General features: G+C 26.9%; 20 protein-coding genes. 12 read left to right on the top strand and 8 right to left on the bottom strand.

What is annotated here, in order from left to right:
- The first annotated feature begins 98 nt into the window (after positions 1-98).
- From CRU91_RS05930 to CRU91_RS05910, 5 genes are read left to right on the top strand one after another with little or no spacing between them, the layout of a single operon-like run.
- Positions 99-1,898: an ABC transporter ATP-binding protein gene (locus CRU91_RS05930; protein ID WP_113894301.1), complete on the top strand. Its 1,800-nt coding sequence runs from the start codon at positions 99-101 to the stop codon at positions 1,896-1,898.
- A complete protein-coding gene (locus tag CRU91_RS05925) occupies positions 1,891-3,672 on the top strand; it encodes an ABC transporter ATP-binding protein (RefSeq protein ID WP_113894300.1) in 1,782 nt (593 codons plus the stop codon). The genes CRU91_RS05930 and CRU91_RS05925 overlap by 8 nt, the downstream gene beginning before the upstream one ends.
- Positions 3,669-4,889, top strand: coding sequence for an MFS transporter (locus CRU91_RS05920; RefSeq protein WP_113894299.1), 1,221 nt, complete (start codon positions 3,669-3,671; stop codon positions 4,887-4,889). Before CRU91_RS05925 ends, CRU91_RS05920 begins: the two co-directional genes overlap by 4 nt.
- The gene (locus tag CRU91_RS05915) at positions 4,876-6,051 is read left to right on the top strand and encodes an MFS transporter (protein WP_113894298.1); all 1,176 of its coding nucleotides are present in this window, start codon (positions 4,876-4,878) and stop codon (positions 6,049-6,051) included. The genes CRU91_RS05920 and CRU91_RS05915 overlap by 14 nt, the downstream gene beginning before the upstream one ends.
- Entirely contained in the window at positions 6,045-6,584 is a 540-nt protein-coding gene (locus CRU91_RS05910; RefSeq protein WP_113894297.1) for a manganese efflux pump MntP, read from the top strand. The genes CRU91_RS05915 and CRU91_RS05910 overlap by 7 nt, the downstream gene beginning before the upstream one ends.
- Here the strand turns inward: CRU91_RS05910 and CRU91_RS05905 are convergent.
- Positions 6,573-7,499 (bottom strand): helix-turn-helix domain-containing protein, encoded by a 927-nt coding sequence (locus tag CRU91_RS05905; RefSeq protein WP_113894296.1) that lies wholly within the window; start codon positions 7,497-7,499, stop codon positions 6,573-6,575. The genes CRU91_RS05910 and CRU91_RS05905 overlap by 12 nt on opposite strands.
- A 109-nt stretch (positions 7,500-7,608) precedes the next feature.
- Here CRU91_RS05905 and CRU91_RS05900 point away from each other — a divergent pair, with 109 nt between their 5' ends.
- The 4 genes from CRU91_RS05900 to CRU91_RS05885 are packed head-to-tail and all read left to right on the top strand — an operon-like array spanning position 7,609 to position 11,988.
- Positions 7,609-9,588, top strand: coding sequence for a TonB-dependent receptor (locus CRU91_RS05900; RefSeq protein WP_113894295.1), 1,980 nt, complete (start codon positions 7,609-7,611; stop codon positions 9,586-9,588).
- Positions 9,589-9,597: 9 nt separating this feature from the next.
- Positions 9,598-9,822 (top strand): DUF2798 domain-containing protein, encoded by a 225-nt coding sequence (locus CRU91_RS05895; protein ID WP_113894294.1) that lies wholly within the window; start codon positions 9,598-9,600, stop codon positions 9,820-9,822.
- A 2-nt stretch (positions 9,823-9,824) separates the two neighbouring features.
- Positions 9,825-10,814: a class I SAM-dependent methyltransferase gene (locus tag CRU91_RS05890; RefSeq protein WP_113894293.1), complete on the top strand. Its 990-nt coding sequence runs from the start codon at positions 9,825-9,827 to the stop codon at positions 10,812-10,814.
- Position 10,815: 1 nt separating this feature from the next.
- On the top strand, positions 10,816-11,988 hold the full coding sequence (locus tag CRU91_RS05885) for an MFS transporter (RefSeq protein WP_113894292.1): 1,173 nt from the start codon (positions 10,816-10,818) through the stop codon (positions 11,986-11,988).
- Here CRU91_RS05885 and CRU91_RS05880 read toward each other — a convergent pair.
- On the bottom strand, positions 11,985-12,269 hold the full coding sequence (locus CRU91_RS05880) for a helix-turn-helix domain-containing protein (protein ID WP_113894346.1): 285 nt from the start codon (positions 12,267-12,269) through the stop codon (positions 11,985-11,987). The two genes, CRU91_RS05885 and CRU91_RS05880, sit on opposite strands and share 4 nt — an antisense overlap.
- Before the next feature lie 167 nt (positions 12,270-12,436).
- Here CRU91_RS05880 and CRU91_RS05875 point away from each other — a divergent pair, with 167 nt between their 5' ends.
- The 3 genes from CRU91_RS05875 to trpS all read left to right on the top strand — a co-directional run bounded on the left by CRU91_RS05875 (position 12,437) and on the right by trpS (position 16,354).
- Entirely contained in the window at positions 12,437-14,533 is a 2,097-nt protein-coding gene (locus CRU91_RS05875) for a TonB-dependent siderophore receptor (protein WP_113894291.1), read from the top strand.
- Positions 14,534-14,546: 13 nt separating this feature from the next.
- Positions 14,547-15,302: a DUF4198 domain-containing protein gene (locus CRU91_RS05870; RefSeq protein ID WP_113894290.1), complete on the top strand. Its 756-nt coding sequence runs from the start codon at positions 14,547-14,549 to the stop codon at positions 15,300-15,302.
- Between the two features lie 86 nt (positions 15,303-15,388).
- The gene (gene trpS / locus CRU91_RS05865) at positions 15,389-16,354 is read left to right on the top strand and encodes a tryptophan--tRNA ligase (RefSeq protein WP_113894289.1); all 966 of its coding nucleotides are present in this window, start codon (positions 15,389-15,391) and stop codon (positions 16,352-16,354) included.
- Here trpS and CRU91_RS05860 read toward each other — a convergent pair.
- The 6 genes from CRU91_RS05860 to CRU91_RS05835 all read right to left on the bottom strand — a co-directional run bounded on the left by CRU91_RS05860 (position 16,346) and on the right by CRU91_RS05835 (position 21,499).
- Entirely contained in the window at positions 16,346-17,230 is an 885-nt protein-coding gene (locus CRU91_RS05860; RefSeq protein ID WP_113894288.1) for an SdiA-regulated domain-containing protein, read from the bottom strand. The genes trpS and CRU91_RS05860 overlap by 9 nt on opposite strands.
- On the bottom strand, positions 17,205-19,133 hold the full coding sequence (locus CRU91_RS05855; protein WP_113894287.1) for a methyl-accepting chemotaxis protein: 1,929 nt from the start codon (positions 19,131-19,133) through the stop codon (positions 17,205-17,207). The genes CRU91_RS05860 and CRU91_RS05855 overlap by 26 nt, the downstream gene beginning before the upstream one ends.
- A gap of 139 nt (positions 19,134-19,272) precedes the next feature.
- Positions 19,273-19,968: a methyltransferase domain-containing protein gene (locus CRU91_RS05850; protein ID WP_113894286.1), complete on the bottom strand. Its 696-nt coding sequence runs from the start codon at positions 19,966-19,968 to the stop codon at positions 19,273-19,275.
- Positions 19,968-20,576 carry an ATP phosphoribosyltransferase gene (hisG, locus tag CRU91_RS05845; RefSeq protein ID WP_026807313.1) on the bottom strand — a complete coding sequence of 203 codons (609 nt, stop codon included), beginning with the start codon at positions 20,574-20,576 and terminating at the stop codon, positions 19,968-19,970. Before hisG ends, CRU91_RS05850 begins: the two co-directional genes overlap by 1 nt.
- The gene (locus CRU91_RS05840; RefSeq protein WP_235826962.1) at positions 20,554-21,189 is read right to left on the bottom strand and encodes a type III pantothenate kinase; all 636 of its coding nucleotides are present in this window, start codon (positions 21,187-21,189) and stop codon (positions 20,554-20,556) included. The genes hisG and CRU91_RS05840 overlap by 23 nt, the downstream gene beginning before the upstream one ends.
- Positions 21,167-21,499, bottom strand: coding sequence for a hypothetical protein (locus CRU91_RS05835; RefSeq protein ID WP_113894284.1), 333 nt, complete (start codon positions 21,497-21,499; stop codon positions 21,167-21,169). The genes CRU91_RS05840 and CRU91_RS05835 overlap by 23 nt, the downstream gene beginning before the upstream one ends.
- Between the last annotated feature and the right edge of the window lie 25 nt (positions 21,500-21,524).

The following is a 21,524-nucleotide window of genomic DNA, read 5'->3' as shown; positions in this document are numbered from 1 at the left end:
TTATTAAATAAAAAATAATCCTTTTAAAGTAAACTAGGTATTGATATATTTTATCAATACCTATAAACTTTTATCTCAAAAATTTTGTAGGAATTTATATGAAAAAAGAAGAACAAAAACAGGGACTTTGGGCTATTATGTCACCTGTTAAATTTAAAATAAGAATGGCTATGTTATTAGCAAGTATTGGAGCAATAAGCTTGATTTTAAGCCTATTACTTTTATCATTTGCACTAACAAATATTTTACAAAACACTCCTTTAGTTGTTTTTGGATTTGAACTAAATTTAGTTAATACTATACTTTTATTAGCACTTTTAACTATCATTGCTTTTTTATCAAGATTTGGAGCCTTTGCAGTTTCACACTTGGGTGCTTTTCATCTAGAACAAATTTTGCGAACAAAACTATCTTTACATTTAGCAAAGTTGCCTTTAGGATATATTATATCAAATGGTTCAGGAGCTTTAAAAAAAGTAGTTCAAGATGATGTAAAAACTTTACATGCTTTTGTTGCAGATAGCACTCCAATGATTGCAAAAAGTATAGTTGCACCAATTACTACTTTAATTATACTTTTAGTGATTGATTATAGATTTGCTCTTGCAACACTTAGCGTATTTATCTTAGGTTGGATTACTATGGCAGTTGCTATGAAAGACTCAAAAAGTTTAAGAATAAAGTATGAACAAAGTCAATCAAATATAAACAGAGCTGTTATAGAGTTTGCACAAGCTATGCCAGTTGTACGAACTTTTGATGATGGTACAACTTCATTTAAAAGATATAATGATGCTTTGATTGAGTTTAAAAACAATCTTCATCATTGGATGAGTGTAAGTGCTTTTAGTGCAAAACTTGGAATGATTATATTAAGTCCACTTCCAACACTTTTAGCAGTTATTATCACTGCTATTTTTCTTTTAAACTTTAGTTCTTTGGAGTTATTTGCTTTTATAAGTGCTTTGTTTTTAAGTACAGGAATGGCAGATGCTATGATGCCACTTATGTGGTTAAATAACCATATTAAAAAATCTCAAACCTCAGCACTTAAAATTCAAGAAGTTTTAAGTGTAAAAGCACTTGAAATTGCAAAAGAGCCAAAAACTATAAATAGTTTTGATATAGAGTTTAAAAATGTTTCATTTAAGTATGACAATGTTGAAAATTATGCTTTAAAAGATATAAATTTTAAAGTATCAAGTGGAAGTGTAACTGCTCTTGTAGGTCCAAGTGGAGCAGGAAAAAGTACAGTAGCAAAACTCATTCCTAGATTTTGGGATGTAAGTAGTGGAGCGATTAAAATAGGTAGTATTGATATAAAAGAAGTTAGTAGTGAAAATCTTATGGATACAGTTTCTTTTGTATTTCAAGATACTTTTTTATTCCAAGATACAATTTATAACAATATAAAAATGGCAAACACAAATGCAACAGATGAAGAGATTATAAATGCTTCAAAAGCTGCACAAATCCACGATTTTATTTTAAGTTTACCAGATGGTTATGAAACACTTGCAGGAGATAGAGGAGCAAACCTATCTGGTGGGCAAAAACAAAGAATTACAATTGCTAGAGCAATTTTGCGAAATACTCCAATCATTGTTTTAGATGAAGCAACAGCTTTTGCAGACCCAGAAAATGAAGAAGAGATAGTAAAAGCTTTAGCAAACTTAACAGTAAATAAAACTGTAATTATGATAGCTCATAGACTTTCAACTATCAAAGACTCTGAACAAATAGTAGTATTTGATGAAGGAAAAATATCTGAAATTGGAAAACACGAAGATCTGTTAAATACTAAAGGTGTTTATAGCAAACTTTGGAGTAACTATGAAAAAGCTAGTTCATGGAACTTAGAAAAGATAGAAGATAAAAAAGGAGAAAATAATGAGTAAAGAAAAACTATCTTCATTTTGGGACTCGTACAAAATCACTCTTGAAATTGCACAAGATAAAAAATATTTAATTAAACAAAGCTATTTTTATTTTATTATGTCGTATGTTTTCCAAGGATTGGCATTTGCATTTTTTTATCCTTTGTTAAATACTATTTTTGTAGATGAATTTAACTTAAACAATACCCTATTTTGGTTCAGCCTTATTGTTATTTTAAGTATATTTTCTTTTATCTTTAAGTGGAAAGCAAGTGATTTTAACTATTCAGGTGATTTAGTAGAAACAACTCATAATTTAAGAGTAAAATTAGGCGAAAAAATAAAAACTATGCCTTTACAAAAACTCTACTCATACAGAACGGGCGAACTAAACTCAATATTAGCAAATGACGTTGATTCTTCTGTTTTACATATGGGAATAATTGCGGGAATGTTTTTTGAAGTAGCAGTTGTACCAGTTGTTATCATAATAGCTACTTTTTTTATAGATCCAATTTTGGCTATTGTACTTATATTTGCAATACCACTAGCCTATCCTATTTATAAATGGAAAAGAAATGGTACAAAATGGGAAAAAATAGAAGTATCAAAAGCAAATGCAACACTTGAAGCAGATACTATTGAGTATATTCAAGGATTGCCAGTTTTAAGAGCTATTAATCAAATTGGTTCAAATGCCAAACAACTTCAAAAATCAATCTCAACGGTAAGAGAAATTCAAAAAAAAGGCTTATTTGGTTCATCTATTCCAATGGTTGTAATGAACACTTTAATTGAATTTTTGTTTTTAACTATTTTAGCTATTGGAACACTTTTTATCTTCAAAGGAGAATTAACAATAGCTACTTTACTTGCTCTTTTGATTATCTTAGCACGATTGAGTGAACCTTTGGCAAATTTCTTAGCAGTTACTTCTGCACTTGATGTAATGGAAGCTGGATTTACAAATATTAAAAAATTACTTGATATAAAAGAGTTTGAAGTTATAAAACCAATAGAAAAACCAAAAAACTTTGATATTACTTTTAATGATGTTTCATTTAACTACGATAGCAACAATCAAAAAGTTTTAAAAGATTTCTCTATAAATATCAAAGAGAACTCTCTTACAGCTATTGTTGGACCATCTGGAAGTGGAAAAACAACTATTACAAAACTTATTATGAGATATGCGGACCCATCAAACGGAACTATAAAAATAGGAAATATTGATATAAAAGCAATGGAGCAACAAACTTTGATGAAGTTTATCTCTGTTGTTTTTCAAGATGTATATTTGTTTGATGATACTATTTTAAACAATATTAGAATGGGAAAACCAAGTGCTACTGATGATGAAGTTTTAGCTGCTTCAAAAGCTGCTTATGCACATGAGTTTGTATCAAGATTACCAAAAGGTTATGATACAAAAGTTGGAGAAATCGGTGGAAGTTTAAGTGGTGGTGAGCGACAAAGAATAAGTATAGCAAGAGCAATTTTAAAAGATAGCCCAATAGTTATTTTAGATGAACCAACATCAGCTTTAGATACACAAAGTGAGGTAGCAGTTCAAAGTGCTTTAGATGAACTGATAAAAAACAAAACTGTAATAGTAATAGCTCATAGACTAACAACAATTTCTCATGCAAACAATATTTTAGTAATTGAAAATGGAGAATTAAAAGAACAAGGGAATCATAAAGATTTGGTAGATTTAAAAGGGAAATATTACTCTATGTTTGAAGCACAACAAAGAGTAAAAGAGTGGAACATAAACAATAAAGGCACTATATGAAAAAAAAATTAACTTGGTCAAATTTGACCTTGTTGTTTAGCCTTTATACAACTCAATTTTTAGCTTTAGGCTTCTTTATGGAAGCCTTTATAGGGATTTTACGACAAAATGGTGTTCCTTTAGAAAATCTTGGATTTATATATATGCTTGGGCTTTTTTGGGTATTTAGATTTTTATGGGCTCCATTTATAGATAGAATATATTTTAAGAAAATGGGACACTATCGAGCTTGGATTATCATTTTCCAATCTTTGATGGTCATAGCATTATTTTCAATCTCTATTTTGCATATAAATGACCACTTAAAAATAATCATAATTTTAGCAATATTGGTTGCATTTTTTGCATCTTCACAAAGTGTTGCACTTGATGCTTTTGCATTTAAAATAACATTTAAAAAAGAGCGTTCTATAATAAATGCTATCAAAGTATCTGGTGGACTTATTGGTATGGTTTTAGGTGGAGGAATAGGACTTATACTATACTCAAAAATTGGTTGGCATTTTACTATGTATATTATGACTATAATCACTGCAATTTCACTTATTCAAATACTTTTTTTTACTGAACCAACTATGAAACACCCAAATTTGATAGAAAAAATTGATTATAAACAATTTTTAACTTTTTGGAAAACAAAACAAAAAAAGCTTTGGTTTATTTTACTTTTTTTATATCCAGCTACAATTAGTTCAGCTTTTGGACTTACAACTCCACTTTTAGTTGATTTAGGTTGGGATTTAGCCAAAATTGGTTTTGCTGTTCATATAATAGGTTATGGAATAGGATTTCTAGCATCTTTTGGTGCTTCTTATGTCATAAATAAATTTGGTAAAAAAAATATTTTAATATTTGCTGCGATTGGACAAATTGTTGGTATATTGATGATGTTATTACTATTTAAATATCACCATAATGAAATATTTGTAATGTTTATAATAGGAGTTATATTTATGTTTTATACTCCATCACAAGTTCTTATGACAACAATTATGATGGACTTATCATCTTCTAAAACTCCAGCTTCACAGTTTGCAGTACAACATAGTATTTATATGTTTTCAGGAATATTATTTAGCTCATTATCTGTATCAATGTCAGGAATTTTAGGTTATGAGAAAATCATATTTATTTGTGCTTTTATAGGAGTATTAGCAATGCTTTTATCAACAAAAATCGAATATATTTTAAAAAAGGAAAATAGTGAAAGAGATTAAACCTTTAATGCTTATTACAATTTTATGTGTATCTTCAATGATGGCTTTTTTAGCCGTAGTTGGTCCAATCATACGAAAATTAGGCTTACAAGAGTGGCACGCAGGAGTTATGGTTGCACTTGCAGGAGTTGCTTGGATATTTTTATCAAGATTTTGGGGTAAAAAAAGTGATATTCACGGAAGAAAAAATATCTTACTTCTTGCAATATTTGGATTTTTTATATCATATTTACTTTTAGCAATATTTGTAAATTATGCAGTTGTTACTGTTCCTCTTGTGATAGTTTCACTTTTAGTTTTGATGACTACAAGATTGCTAATAGGAGTATTTTATTCAGCTGTTCCTCCTGTATCAAATGCTTTAATTGCAGATAAGGTTGCACCAGAAAAAAGAACTTCATATATGGCAAGTCTTGGAGCATCAAACGGTTTAGGTATGATTTTAGGACCAGTTTTAGGTGGAACATTGGCTAGTTTTGGACTTGCAACTCCACTTTATGTAGCAGCAATTTTGCCACTAATCGCAGTTTTTATAGTATTTTTCTTTTTAGAAAAAGATAAGAAAATAGAAAAAACAAAAGATACTCCATTACGTTTTTTTGATAAGAGATTACGACTTCCTATGATTGCATCATTTATAACTATGTTTAGTATTGTTACTTCACAAGTTTGTTTAGGATTTTTTATCTTAGATAAATTTCAAATGGGTGAAATTGAGGCTGCAAAAGTTACTGGATATATCTTAGCAATAATTGGAGTTGTATTTATAGCTACTCAAATTATTGTTTCAAAACTAAAAAATGTCAAATCTATAACTTGGCTTATTTTGGGTTCAATTTTTGCAACAATAGGATATTTTTTAATAGGTATTATTTCTACACAAGTTGAATTAACTCTAGCTTTTTGTATAGGAATTATTGGTTTAGGTATGATAATGCCTGCATTTATGGCAATCACTTCAAATAGTGTAGAAGCAAATGAACAAGGAGTTGCAGCTGGAACTGTATCATCTGCTCAAGGTTTTGGAATTATAGTTGGACCTCTTTTAAGTACAATTTTATATAAAATATCTCCCGAAGCTCCATTCTTTTTTGCAAGTTTAATTTTTGCTATTTTGGTTATAATCTCGCTTTTATATAAAAGAAAAGGGATTTTATGTTAGAAGTTATAATTTTGGCATTTGCTCTAAGTATGGATGCATTTGCAGTTTCTATTGGGCTTGGAATAAAAAACAGACAAAATTTAAAAATTATGGCTTTAAAAGCTGGACTATTTTTTGGTATTTTTCAAGCACTTATGCCATTTTTAGGGTTTTTAGGTGGAATTGGACTAAAAGAGTATATTCAAGGATATGATAAAATCGTAGCATTTATCTTGCTTTTACTTATTGGTGGGAAAATGTTATATGAAGCATTTAATGAAAATGTGGAAGAAGAGATATCACAAGTAACAAATAAAATATTATTGACTTTAGCAATAGCTACAAGCCTTGATGCAATGGCAGCTGGATATAGTCTTCATCTATTCAGTGTAAATATATATTTATCTTTATTTATCATTGGATTTACTACATTTGTTATTAGTTATATTGGTGTTTATGTTGGAAGCCGTGGTGGTGAAAAATATGAGAGAAAAGCTGAAATTTTAGGTGGAGTTGTTTTAATATTAATAGGTTTTAAAATACTACTTTTTTAAAATATCTTTAGGGAGAATTTTAAACTCTTTATAGAAAGCATTTGTAAAATTATTTGCAAATTTATAACCAACTTGCAAAGCTATTTCATTGATATTATATTCACCACTTTGTAGCATATTTTTTGCTATATCCATTTTATGAGTTAATAAAAATTGATAGGGACTAGCTTTATATAGTTGCTTAAAGCCTTTTTTTAGCTTTACTTCACTTAAATGAACCATTTTAGACAAAGCAACAATTGAAGGTGGATTTTGTATATTTTGTAATAAAAGTTCTTTAGCTTTATAAAGAGCTTTTTTATCATACATATCAAGATAAACATCATCTTCATTTTGTTCAAGTTTTGCAATTTCAAAAGATAATAATTCAAAAATTTTACCTTGTTTATATATGCTTGCTAACTCTCCAATAAACTTGCAATTTAATATATCATTCAATAAAAGCTGTGAATGAATAGAAGTTTTTGTAAAACTTAATAATTGAAGATTTTGTCTATTATAAAAGTATTTTTCAACCAAACTTTTTTTAAAATTCCTTAATAAAAACTCTTCACTTAATATCAATCTAACTTGATTTATATATCTATCTTTAAACTCTCTAAAACCTTGTGTCCCTTCAAATAATGATATTGTTGTAAAGCCCTCTTTAAAAGGAATGATTTTTTTATCACTATTTATATAATTTGTATTTCCATTAAGTGATATTGTAATTACAAATTTTCTTTCTTTTTGTTTTGCTTCTAAAAATATCTCTTTTTCTAATTTATAGTTTGTTTTTGAAAAAATCAAACCATCTTGGATATGTGTTTTTTCCATATAATCACTACCTACTTCTATGGGAAAACTATTTTTTATAATATTTTTTTCACTATTTAAATTTGAAGTTATCAAATCTTTTAAATAAAATTTAGTCATTTTTAACCTTTAGAATAGAAATAAAACCTTTTAGAATAATCTTAAGATTGACTATCAATTTATTGAAGTATATACTAGCCAAAATAAATTTCATATTAAAGGAAACATAATGTTTAAATCAAAACTAACAATTTCTATTTTACTAGCAAATTGCTTGTTTGCACAAACAACTATCTTAGATAGTATTACAGTAACTGCACAAAAGAAAGAGGAAAATATACAAAAAGTTCCTATTTCAATCTCTGCTTTTGATGATATTTCAATAGAAGATAAATCTATTGAAAGTTTAGAAGATATTGCAAAATATACTCCAAATTTGATGCTTTATAATACTGCTCAAGAAGGATTAATTGTGCCTTCAATTCGAGGTATTAGTGGAAATGTTTTATCTTTTTCTACTCCAGTTGGGCTTTATGTAGATGGAGTTCCAAATACTAGTGCTTTTGGCTTTGATGATTCTTTAGGAGATATAGAAAGAATTGAAGTTTTAAGAGGACCTCAAGGAACTTTATATGGTAAAAATAGTGAAGCTGGAGTTATAAACATCATCACAAAACAACCAGATAATGAACTACGAACTAAACTCTTTTCAACAATCGGAAATGAAGGAAGAAGAGATTTTGGACTAAATATTTCAACTCCAATAGTAAAAGATAAATTTTATGTAGGTATAGCTTATAAACATAAACAAAAAGATGGTTTTATAAAAAACACTCTTACAAATGACTATGAAAATGACAAAAAAAGTGATTATGGAAAATTAATCCTTAGAACAACTCCAACTGATAATCTTGATATATCTTTAATATCATCAATTCACAAAGAAGATAATGGAGCACATAATTGGGTAAGTGCAACAAACAATAATAAAGAAGTTAGTTCAAATTTAAAAGGAAATTCTACTCCAAAAGATACAACTTTTGCTTTAAATGTAAATTATAATATAGATGAAAACTCTAAAATAAAATCTATAACAACAAAAAAAGAGTACAAGGATAAAGCTATAGTAGATGCAGATTTTACTCCTTTAACTTTAAGACATATTTATAAACAAAACAAACTAGATACAATTTCTCAAGAGTTTAGATATGAAACTATGTTTAATAAAACTGAATTTATATCTGGAATTTATTTAGATAAACAAGATAACGATTTATACACAAGAGTATTTGCACCTTTTAATCCTACTGGTTTTGCAAATCCACAAGATATGAGTTCAAAAAGTATTGGAGTTTTTGCTAATATTATTCATCCTTTAAGTGATAGCTGGACTTTAAATAGTGGTATTCGATATGACAAGGAAAAAAAAGAACTAAAAGTTAAAAATACTCCTACAAATTTAGAAGAAGATTTTTCTAGTATCTCTTCTAAAATAGCAATTCAATACGATATAAACCAAAATCAAATGACTTATTTTACAGTTGCAAAAGGATATAGAAGTGGTGGATTTAATCCTTTAGCACCATCAACTAATTTACAATCTTACAAAGAAGAGAATTTAATATCTTATGATCTAGGATTTAAATCTATGTTTTTTGATAATCGTTTAAAATTCAATGCAAATATATACTTTATGGACATAAAAGATATGCAAGTTGAAGAAACTTTGATGGTTGGCACGGTTTTTATAACAAACTCTGCAAGTGCAACTTCAAAAGGAATAGAGTTAGAAATTGAAGGTTTAGTGACAAATGAATTAAGTTTATTTGCAAGTGGAGGTTTCAATAAAACAACTTTTGATAAATTTAGTGATGTTGTAGGTAATTATGATGGAAACTACAATCCTCTTGCTCCAAAATATAACTTTAATTTAGGAGCTCAATATAGAGCAAATAGTGGATTATATGCCAGAATCGATTTTAATGGTTATGGAAAGACATATTTTGACAAAGCAAATAAATACTCACAAAAAGCTTATACTTTAGCAAATACAAAAATAGGTTATGAAGCCGATAACTTCGACATATATTTTTATGCGAATAATATTTTTGATAAAAAACATGATGCAATAGGTGCATATTTCAATGGTACAACAACTATTTTAAGAGAAGAACCAGAATTTGGTATCAAGTTAGCTTATAGATTTTAAGGACTAAAAGTGATAAATAAAAAATATGAAAAATATGCTTTTGCTATTGTTATGAGTGCCATAATGAGCTTTATTATGAGCTTTGTTGTAACTTTTATAAATTTAGGATTTATTGATGATTTTTTTATAAAGTGGATTGAAGCATGGATAAAAGCATTTATTATTGCTGTGCCCATTATCAGCGTTGTTGTACCATTGGTACGAAAAATTGTTTCTAAAATAATAAAAGGATAAAAATGCAAAATATAAATAAATATCTAAATATGTTATTAGTACAACAAAAAACTGAAATTTTAGAAATTGCCTTAAATTTTAAACTTTTTAAACTAATTGAAGAAAGTATAAATACGGTTTCTATGCTATCTTCAAAAATAAAATTAGATGAACATAAAACTAAAATATTATTAGATAGTTTAGTTTTTATAGAACTACTTGAAATAAATGAAGATAAATACTTTAATACAACTATTTCAAAACAATCTTTTATTTATGGAACTTCTTCATATTGTGGCGATATCTTTTTACATAGAAAACAGTTAATAACTTATGGAAAAGATATGATTAAATCTATTTTAGAAGATGATATACAATTAGAAAACAATAAAACAGAAAAACTTTGGGCAAATGCTTCAAAACTTTTCTTAAAACAAGAACAAAAAAACCTTATATCTCCAATAGCACTGAATATTATAAAAAATCTAAAAGGGTTTTCTAGCTTTGATAAAATGCTAGATTTAGGTTGTGCATCAGGGATTATTGGTTTAGAAATTACAAAAAACCACCCTACACTAAAAACAACTTTGTTTGATTATAAAGAAGTTACAAATATAGTAAAAGAGCATATCAAAGAGTATAAATTAGAGAAAAGAGTTTCAATTTTAAGTGGTGATATTGAAAAAAATGATATTGGTAAAAACTATGATTTGATTTGGTGTAGCAATATTTTTTATTTTTTAAAAGATAAAAAAGATGTGATAAAAAAGATTTACGATGCTTTAAATCCAAACGGTATCTTAGTAAGTTGTCATGTTGAAATAGATACAAAAAATAGCCTTGATGAAAATAGTTTTTTTTACTTTTTATCTTTAAATTTACAAGGTAAAGATATATTAAAACCTATGGAACTATCAAATATATTTGAAGATATTGGCTTTAAATCTATCAACTCATATACAAGCTTTGATACACCTATGACTCCTAGTCAAATCCATATTTGTAGGAAATAAAATGAATCAATTAACAAAAAAGAATATCCTATTTTCAGTTTTATTTACAGCCATTTTAACCCCTATGATTTTTTTTGTGATGGGACTTCCTATGATTTTACAAATAAAAGGTTTTGATGCTTCATTGATTGGGCTTTTTCAATTAGCGGGATTACCTATGGTATTTAAGTTTTTAATGTCCCCACCAATAGATAAAATTGTATTTGAAAAAAAGCATTATAAAAAATGGACATTTTATATAGGAATAAGCTATATATTTTTACTTATTTTCATCAGTTTTTTATCTTTAGAGCATAGTATTTATACTGTGTTTATAGCTATTTTAGTAACTGCATTTATCTCAACTTTTATGGATATTCCACTAAATGCTTTAGCTATAAAAACTTTTAAAAAAGAAGAAAGAATTAGTGCTGGAAGTTATAAAATAAGTGCTTATAGTATGGCATCTTTGTTAGGTGGAGGTGTTTTTTTACTGATTTTTAATCATCTTGGTTGGAGATTAACATTTATTTTAATGGCTTGTTTTATACTTTTTTCCCTATTTGCTTTATATTTTATAGAAGAAAAGGATGAAATAATTGACTCTCAAAAAATATCTTTAAAAAATATTATCACTTTTTTTAAACAAGAAAATATAGGGATTTGGATTTTTATTTTAAGTTTTTATTTTGTTCCTATAAGTGCTTTATGGGTATTTATGAAACCATATTTAATAAGCAAAGGTATAAAAGCTGATGATGTAGCTATTTATGTGGGAATTTACGGAAGTTTTATAGCCATTTTAGGAGGGGCTTTAAGCAACTATATTGGACAAAAATTTTCAAAGAAAAATCTACTTATTATTTTTATGTTTTTTAATATTTTTAGTACATCAATATTAATTTTTATTGAATTCTATAATCTAACATTTTATTATTTGATTATATGTGTTACTTTTGTAGCCTTGGCTATCGCTTTATCTTCTGCAATAGTTTTTTCTATGATTATGGACTATTCAAGAAAAGAATCACGAGCAATCGATTACTCAATACAATCAAGTATCTTTTCACTTACAAGAATTTTATCAGCTGTAATTGCAGGGATAATTGTTTCAAATTTTGGCTTTGAAAGAATGTTTATCTTTGAACTTATTTTTCTAATTTTTATTACTTTTGTTATTTATAAAAAATTTTAATCTATTATAATATCATCTGTTCCATCAAATATATCATCTATTGATACATTTAAGATGGAACAAATTTTAAAAATATGTTCTAAATTAAACTTTTTATTGTACTTATAAATTTCTGCTTTTGCAATGTGTCCAACAGAATCATAACCCATAGCATTTGCAAGTTTTAATTGGCTAAAACCTTTTTTCATTCTTGCTTTTTTTACATTTTCACCAATTTTTTTATAAAATAGTTCTAGTTTTTCATCTTTATAATAATTTTCCAATTTTATTAAATGTTCCATAGGTATTAATTTTCTTGTAAGTTTATTAAAGTTAATATTCTCTATCAATGTTCAATTGAACATTAAAAGCAATATATTGCAACTAAGTTGCATAAAAGACAAATAATATTAAAATCTCAAAAACATTTTGCAACTTAGTTGCTAATTATAAAAAAGAAAGGAAAAAAATGTTAGAAACAAAAAGAAAAGTTGTATTTATCTCTTTATTTGCAAGTTCTTTAGTATTTGCGAACAATACTACAAAACTTGATGAAATAACAGTTTCAGAAACTGGAGGTAATTATTTAAGTGGAAATAATGCCTACTACAAGACAAGAACTCAATCTGCCACAAAAACAGACACTCCAATAAGAGAAACAGCTCAATCAGTTTCGGTTATAACAAATCAAACACTTGAAGATTTAAATTTTGTTAAACTTGATGATGCTTTAGATTATGTAAGTGGTCTTTCAAGACAAAATAATTTTGGTGGATTATACGATAATTATTCAGTTAGAGGGTTTCAAGGACATGAGAATACTGGTCTAAGTACACTTAAAAATGGTTTTGCAGATAATCGTGGATATAATGCTCCTAGAGATACAATAAATATTGAAAATATAGAATTTTTAAAAGGACCATCTGGCTCTTTATATGGAAATAGTGAACCAGGTGGAACTTTAAATGTTGTTACCAAACAACCAAATTTTGATAACCAACACTATATCAAAACTGATATTGGAAGCTATGATTTTTATAGAGTAGCTTTTGATTCAACTGCACCAATAAATGAATCTTTTGCTTATAGATTAACAGCTGCACTAGAAAAAAAAGGAAATTTTAGAGACTATGTAGATAGCCAAAGATATATAATAGCTCCATCGTTAATTTGGACTATTAGTGATGATACATTTATAACGTATGTTGGAGAATTTATAGAACAAAAAACGCCACTTGATAGAGGAATATCTTTAGTTAATGGTCAAAATATTATGAATCATAAAACATTTCTTGGAAATCCAGATGATGGAGATATAACTTCAAAAAATCAAACTCATCAGCTTAAACTTGACCACTATTTCTCTGATAATTGGAGTAGTAGCGTTGGAATTGCTTATAAAGATAATACTACAAAAGGTAAAGCTACTGAAATTGTTCCATCTAGGGCTATTACAGGAAATAGTGCATTATTAAGAGTTAGAGATAGAGATATTAGTTCAGAGGATATTCAATTTCAAGCTAATTTAAAAGGTATTCAAGAAATAGGAGATATAAAAAATACTATTTTATTTGGTGTGGAATCATATAGATTTGAACAAGATTTTACGATGTATGCAAACAATAATGCAGTAAGAGTAGATAATATCCTTTCAAAACCAACTTATACAGTTTTAAATTCAGGTTTGGGTAGTAAAACTACAGATAGGTATGAAAAACAAAAAGGTCTTGCCTTATTTGTTCAAGATGAGTTATCTTATAAAGATTTTAGATTTCTTGCAGGACTTAGATATGATGAAGTAAAAATGGATAATTCAAATCATTTAGATAATAGTTTTATAGAACAGAATGATTATGCTCTTTCTCCTAGAATTGGAATTACATATTTGATAAATGATATGTGGTCTGTATATGCAACATCTGGAACATCTTTTAGACCAAATGGTGGAACAGATAAAGATGGAGATACTTTTGAAGGGGAAAAAGGAGTTTCTATTGAAACTGGTTTGAAATTTGAATCAGAAGACAAAAGATTTGGTAGTACACTATCAGTATATCAAATTGAAAAGAAAAATGTATTAACAAAAGATCCAACTGATGACCAATTCTCTATTGCAGCAGGAAAAGTTAAAAGTAAAGGGGTTGAACTTGATTTAAATGGAAAAGTAACAGATAATCTAAGAATAAATGCAAATTATAGTTATACAAATGCAAAAGTAATAAAAGATAATACTTATCAAGGTAAAGAACTTTTAAATGTTCCTAAAAATAGTGCTTCTCTTCTTTTAATGTGGGAAGATAGCCTAAGCCAAGATAGTTCTTATGGTATAGGTGCAGGTGCAACTTATATGGGTAAAAAAGCAGGAAATTATATGAACGATTTTTATTTACCAAGTTATACAACAGCAAAATTAGTTTCATATTATAAAGTAAATAAGAACCTAGATTTTAGATTAAATATAGATAATCTATTTGATAAAGAGTATATAGCAAGTAGTTATGATATATCATGGCTTACAGTTGGAAGCCCTAGAACAGCAACTTTAAGTATGACTTATAAATTTTAATAAAGGATAAGAAATGATAAAAAAATTAGGATTAGTAGTTATTTTTACTACACTTTCAACTGTACAAAGTTTAGCCCATGATTTTTGGGTTGATGGATATAATAGTTCAACATTTAAAGCGACTTTAGGATACGGACATGATTTTACACCTGAAAAAATAGCTGAAGATAGAGTTTCTATATTTGAGCCATTGGTTTTAATAAATAAAGATTTAAAAAGCACAACTTTGAAAAATGAAGGAGAAAATTATCAATATGTTTCAAAAAAAGCATTAGATGATGGAAGTTATATTTTAAAAGGTACTTATAAACCAACTCTTTGGACAAAAACAAGTGATAACAAATGGCACATTGGAAAAACAAAAAAAGATTTTGACAATGCACAATATTGCCAACAAACATCAATGTTTGCAAAAAATATTGTAAATATAGGAAATGATAAAAGTGATTTTGTAACAAAACATATTGGACAAAATCTTGAAATTATACCGTTAGATAATCCAGCAAATTTTAAAGTTGGAGTTCCTTTTAAAATTCAAGTTTTACTTGATGGAAAACCTGCAAAGACAGTTGAAGTAAAAGGTACTTTTGATGGTTTCCCATCAAACAAATTTGCCTTTTTTGGAACTACTGATTTAAAAGGGGAGATTGAAGTAACTGCTTTAAGAAGTGGGAAATGGATTTTAATGACAAAAAGCAAAAAAGCTTATGAAAATGATACTTGCGATGAAGTAGCTTATTCTTCATCTTTAACTTTTCAAGTTAATTAAAATATTACAAAGAGAATTACTCTCTTTGTAAGCTGAAAGATTTTAGCTATTTTTGATATAATCCAAACAAAAATAGGAGAATTGATTTGAGAATTTTATCAGGTATTCAACCCTCAGGAACAATACATATAGGTAACTACTTTGGAATGGTAAAAAAGATGATAGAATCACAAAATGATGGTGAACTATTTGCTTTTATTGCTTCATATCATGCTTTAACATCTGTAAAAAGCAAAGAAGACTTAGAAAAAAACTCTTATGAAGCAGCTATAAACTTTTTGGCACTTGGAATGGATCCAGAAAAATCAACTTTTTGGATACAACATGATGTAAAAGAAGTTTTAGAACTTTATTGGTTACTATCAAATCATACTTCTATGGGACTACTTGAACGAGCACATTCATATAAAGATAAAACTTCAAGAGGAATAAGTGCAAATCATGGACTGTTTTCATATCCAGTTTTAATGGCAGCTGATATTTTATTATTTGACTCAAATATAGTGCCTGTAGGAAAAGATCAAATACAACATGTTGAAATGACAAGAGATATAGCAACATCTTTTAATCATGCTTATAATGAAGAAGTTTTTGTATTACCAGTTGCAAAAGTAGATGAAAATGTAGCAACAGTTTCAGGAACAGATGGAGCAAAAATGAGTAAATCATATAATAATACTATTGATATGTTTACATCTTCTAAACAAAGAAAAAAACAAGTTATGTCAATTGTAACTGATTCAAAAGAACTAAATGAATCTAAAGAGTGGGAAAATTGTAATATTTATGCGATTTCAAAACTATTTATGAATGAAGATGAATTAGCAAATTTAAGACAAAGATATGCAACTCCTGGAGAAGGATATGGACACTTTAAATTAACACTTCTTGAAAAAATAGAGGAGTATTTTAAACCTTATGAAGAAAAAAGAGAGTATTACTTAAATCATAAACAAGAAGTTCGAGAAATACTTGAATTTGGAGCTTCAAAAGCTCGAAAAATTGCTCAAAATAAAATGGAAAAGATAAGAGATATTATAGGTTTAATCTAAAACCTCATCTCTTTTTATACTCAAAAACAAATTTGGCTCTCCTACAATATATATATTTCCTTTACTGTCTTTTGTAATACCTTCTGGATTTACCATCTTTGAAGAGATTTCATTATCCATCAAATCCAAATATTTACTGAAATCTTTTTTATCTTCAACTCTTCCTAAAAGTGATGATTCATCACTCAAAACATAAAAATGTCTTGTTTTCTCATCAAAGTGAATAGCTGAAAAATCACTTAAGTATGTATTATTATCAAGTAGTTTATCTTTAATTTTTATTTCTATTGGGTTATTTTTCATAACACCTTTTACTAAAACAATTTTTTTTGGATTTCTTTCATTTACAAGATAAAAGATATCATCAATATTATCATAAGAGATACCTTCTAAACCAAAATTCTCAAAATTTCTTACATCTAAATAAAACTCTTTTATGATATGTTTTTTATCTATAAGCTTTGTATCTTTATATATGTTTACTATAAAAAAAGCACTAAGTTCTTCATCAAGAATAGCAAACATATCATCTTTTATGTATGTCAAATCTTCAGTATCTCTAAATCCTTTTAAATCAATAATTCTTAATACATTTCCTTCTTTATCAAATTCATAGATGTCTCTTGGAGAATTTGTTATAGCAAATAAAGTATCTGTTTTATCATTATATGTAATACCTGAAAGATTTTTTTTAACTTCTTTAATCTCTTTTAGATTATATCTATATTCACTCTTCGGAATTATGCTAGTTTCTGAAGCAAAAAGTTTAAAAAGAAGTTTATCATCTAAATCTGTATAGTGCACCAGCACAAAAGTGCTGATTAAAAAAGAAAAAAATATTAATAATTTTTTATTTGCCTTCAAAATCTTTTTCATTTACATCCTCAATAATCAATTTCGCTATTTTATCATTTAATAACGCAATTTCTTTAGTTTCAGATGTAACTTGTGCATTTTGTTGTGTCTTTTGGTCTAAAATAGATACTGCATTATTGATCTGCTCTATTCCTAGAAGTTGCTCTTTACTTGAATTCTCGAACTCTTTTATCAATTCAATAGTATTGTTAATATCACTATTTAATTCTGTATAGCCATTTATCATTTGTGAAGCTACTATTTTTCCATCATTTGCTTTTGTTGTAGCCTTTTCAACTATATCTTTTATCTCTTTTGCTGCTTGGGCACTTCTGTTTGCTAAGTTTCGTACTTCTCCAGCAACAACAGCAAATCCTTTTCCTGCTTCTCCTGCTGTTGCTGCTTCTACTGCTGCATTTAAAGATAATATATTTGTTTGGAAAGCTATATTATCAATTACAGCAATAGCTTCATTTATTGATGTAACTTGATTGTTTATCTCTTCCATAGCATTCATCGTTTGATTTGCTAAATTCTCACCACTTTTTGCTTTTTGTGTAACATTTGAAGCAATATGTGACATTTTTTGCATATTTTGAGTACTATTTCTCAAGTTTGAAGTCATCTCTTCAAGTGATGCAGAAGTTTCTTCAAGATTTGCAGCCGTACTTGTAGAGCTATCATTTAATTTTTCAACATTTTTCAAAAGTGTGTTAGAGCTAGATGATAATGTTGTTCCATTTTTTTTATTCTCAACCAACATTTTAGTTATAGAATCACCTAAAGTATTCACACCATTTGCTAATTTTAAAATATGATTTGAAACTTTTGTTGTATCTACTTTATTTATATATTTGTAGTGACTATATTCATCAATAATTTTTAAAACATTTACAATATTTTGCTCTAACTCTTGTGCCATTTGATTCATAACTGACTTTAACTTTATCAAATTTGCATCATTCACTTCAATATTCAATCTTTGAGATAAATCACCATTTTGGAATTTTCCTAAAATATCTATTGTATTTTCTATAAAAATATTATTATCATCTATATCTTTTCTTGCTATTTCTATATTTCTATCAAGTGTTTTTGACATTTGCCCTATTTCATCTTTTGAATAGTTTTTTATTCTATGCACTTCATTTGTTTCACCATTTAAATAATTGAAAAATTCTTCCAAAGTATTTTGAAAAATATTTAAAGGTTTTATAATGATTTTATTTACTGCTGGGATTATAATAAATACCAGCATAATACAGAGGACTATTGTTACTGTTATAGCTATTGTAAAAAGTATATTTATATCTGAATTTACTTCTTTTTTTAACTCATTAATACCTTTTTGAATATCATCTGCATAAATTCCTGTTACTAAAATCCAATTAAATTCAGGTATATATATAGAAGACGCCATTTTTAATACAACTTCTTTAGTTGTAGGGTTTTCATAATGGTAATTTATATATTTTTGTTCTTTTGCGTATTTGATTAAATCTTCTCTAAAAGCATATCCTTTTGCATCAGGTGCTTTTATATCAGTTTTTTTGTTATTTAAAGATGGATTTGCAGGATGAAAGCCAAAATAGTATCCATCAGCTCTTTGTTCATAAGCGAAAAAATATCCACTTTTGTCATCTAAATATCTAATTCCACTTAGAAGTTCAATAACTTTCAACTTTGCAGTTTCTATATCACTTTCTTTTGCAATTATAGTATCAATTAAACTTTTAGCAACTTCAAATTCATGTCTAATAAGAGATTCTTTCTCTTTTGTAATAGCAATCTCAAACTTATCTAAAGTGCTATTTAATGTATTCTGAGTCTTCTCAAAATTTATACCAGAAAGAACAAATATACCTATTATAACTGGTATCAACGTAATTACTAAGATTTTTATTTTTAATGAGTTTAAATTCAAGCTTATCTCCCCTTTTTTAACTTATATTTATTATAAACTGTTTTTATTATATTTACTAGATTATTTTATAGGGGTTAAAATAAGAATAGTTAATAATTATTATTTAATTATGTGTATTTTTTACACATAGTTTAAAGTATTATTTTATTTTTTTACAAATAAATATTAATTTATCTGCTTCTTCATTTGTATGTAAAAAAAACTCTTTTATTTCAATAAGTTCAAAATTTATATTTAAAAGTTTTTCAATATCTTCTTTTGTATGGTACTCTTGTATTATACTATCTTGCTCTTTTATGAATTTTCCACTTTCATCTTTTTCAAAAAGTGTAATATCTGTTTGAAGTTTATTATCTTCAAAATTTGCATCTATTGCTATAAAATTATCTTCATTATCTATTGTGATAGTTCCTTGTGCAATTTCATCGAATCCAAAATATGTATTTACATCAAAAATAAAATACCCATTTGGATTTAAAATATCACTAACATTTTTTATAAAAGTTTCTATTTCACTTTTTGGAATATAGTTTAATACATCAAAAATAGCAGTTGCACAATCAAATTTATCTTTAACTTCACATAAAGGCATAGCTTTTGCATTTAAGTTTTTATCTTCACAAATTTTTATTTGCTCAATACTCAAATCTATTCCAAAAGATCTTTTTTTATTGATTTTTAAATTTTCTAAAAAATAACCTTGTCCACAACCAATATCTATAATATTATCTATATCATTTACAATGATAAATTTTAAAAACTCTTTATGAAGAGTATAAATTTCCTCTTCAAAATCTAAAAATCCTTCTATTTTTGCATATAAATCTAAACCCATTATAAAAACTTCTCTAATTTATCTTTTAAGTCAAATATCAAATCTTTTTTTGCATAAAATGAGTTTTTATTTGCTATTAAATGTGCTGTTGTTTCCATAATAGTTGGACCCACTTCAAGACCATTTTGCTTCATAGTTTCGCCAGTTTCAACAATATCAACTATACAGTCACAAAGACCAACTAAAGGAGCTAATTCTATAGAACCATAAAGCTTTATAATCTCAACTGCCATAGCTTTTTGTTCGAAATATTTTTTAGCTATTTTCTCATGTTTTGTAGCAATTGTTATTTTACTTTTATCAAAATTTAATTTCTCACCTGCTCTTAAACCAAAAGCAACTTTACAACGACCAAGTTTTAAATCCAAAAGTTTTATCAAGTCATACTCTTTTTCTTCTAAAACATCAAGCCCAACAACACCCAAATCAGCAGCTCCGTGCATAACATAAGTTGGAACATCTTGATTTCTTACATTTAAAAATTTAAATCCAGCTTTTTCCATAATAAGTTTTCTATCTTCAAAAATAAACTTCTCTCCAAAAGCTTTTTCAAATCTATCAAGAGTCTCATCAGCAATTCTTCCCTTAGGCAATGCAATCGTTAGCATCTATTATCCTTTTCATATTTTCAAATATTAAATCTTTTTTATATTGGCTATTTTCAAAAAATTGGCTTAAAAATTCTCCATCTCCACCAGTAAAAATTATATTTTTATTTAAACTTACTTCTTTGATAGGTAAAATGATAGATTTCATTAAAGCATACAAAATAGCATCTTTTGTTTGAAGCGGTATTTTATCTAAATTAATATTTTTTTCAAAATCAACTTTTAGTTTTTTTGATATTTTTTCATAAGCATTTAAAAAACTATGAATTCCTAAAAGTATAAATCCACCTTTATTAATTGAATTTTCTATAATATCAACTGTTATTGCACTTCCTGCATCTACTATTATAGTATTTTCTTGATACAAACTTGCAAATATTCTATCTATTCCCATTCCTTTGTAATCTGTCTCGAAACTTACAAATTTAGATAAATCTTTCGATTTTGGATTTTTCTTAAGTAGCTTTTTTGTGGCTTTTTCATTTACACTTATATAAAAAATATCTTCTTTAAATTTTGGTATTTTTTCATCTAAAAAATATTTTTTATGTTTTCCATCTATAAAAAAATGAAAAGTAGTATTTCCAATATCACATAAAATCAACTCTAACACTCCAACCAAACTCTTTTAAATACTCTTTTGCTTTAGAACAAAGTGAGCTACTTATGAGTAACTCTTTTACTTTAAAATTATGTCCGACAAAACTTGATAAACTTTGACAAAGTTCCATCAAATCATCGGCATTTCTTCGTATAAATCTACTTTTACTATCAACTACAAATATTGCATAAAACTTCAAATCTATTGTAGTTCCGACAAAAATTTGTATCTTTTTTCTACTATTTAACTCTTTTGGTAAAACTTCTTTAAAATCTTTAAATAAAATATTTTTCTTTGCAAAAAATTGAGTTATATCTTTCATTTTTATCCTTAAAACCTTTATTATA

This window comes from Aliarcobacter vitoriensis (genome assembly GCF_003316695.1).
Taxonomy (GTDB): domain Bacteria; phylum Campylobacterota; class Campylobacteria; order Campylobacterales; family Arcobacteraceae; genus Aliarcobacter; species Aliarcobacter vitoriensis.
This window is presented reverse-complemented; position numbering and strand designations above follow the sequence as displayed.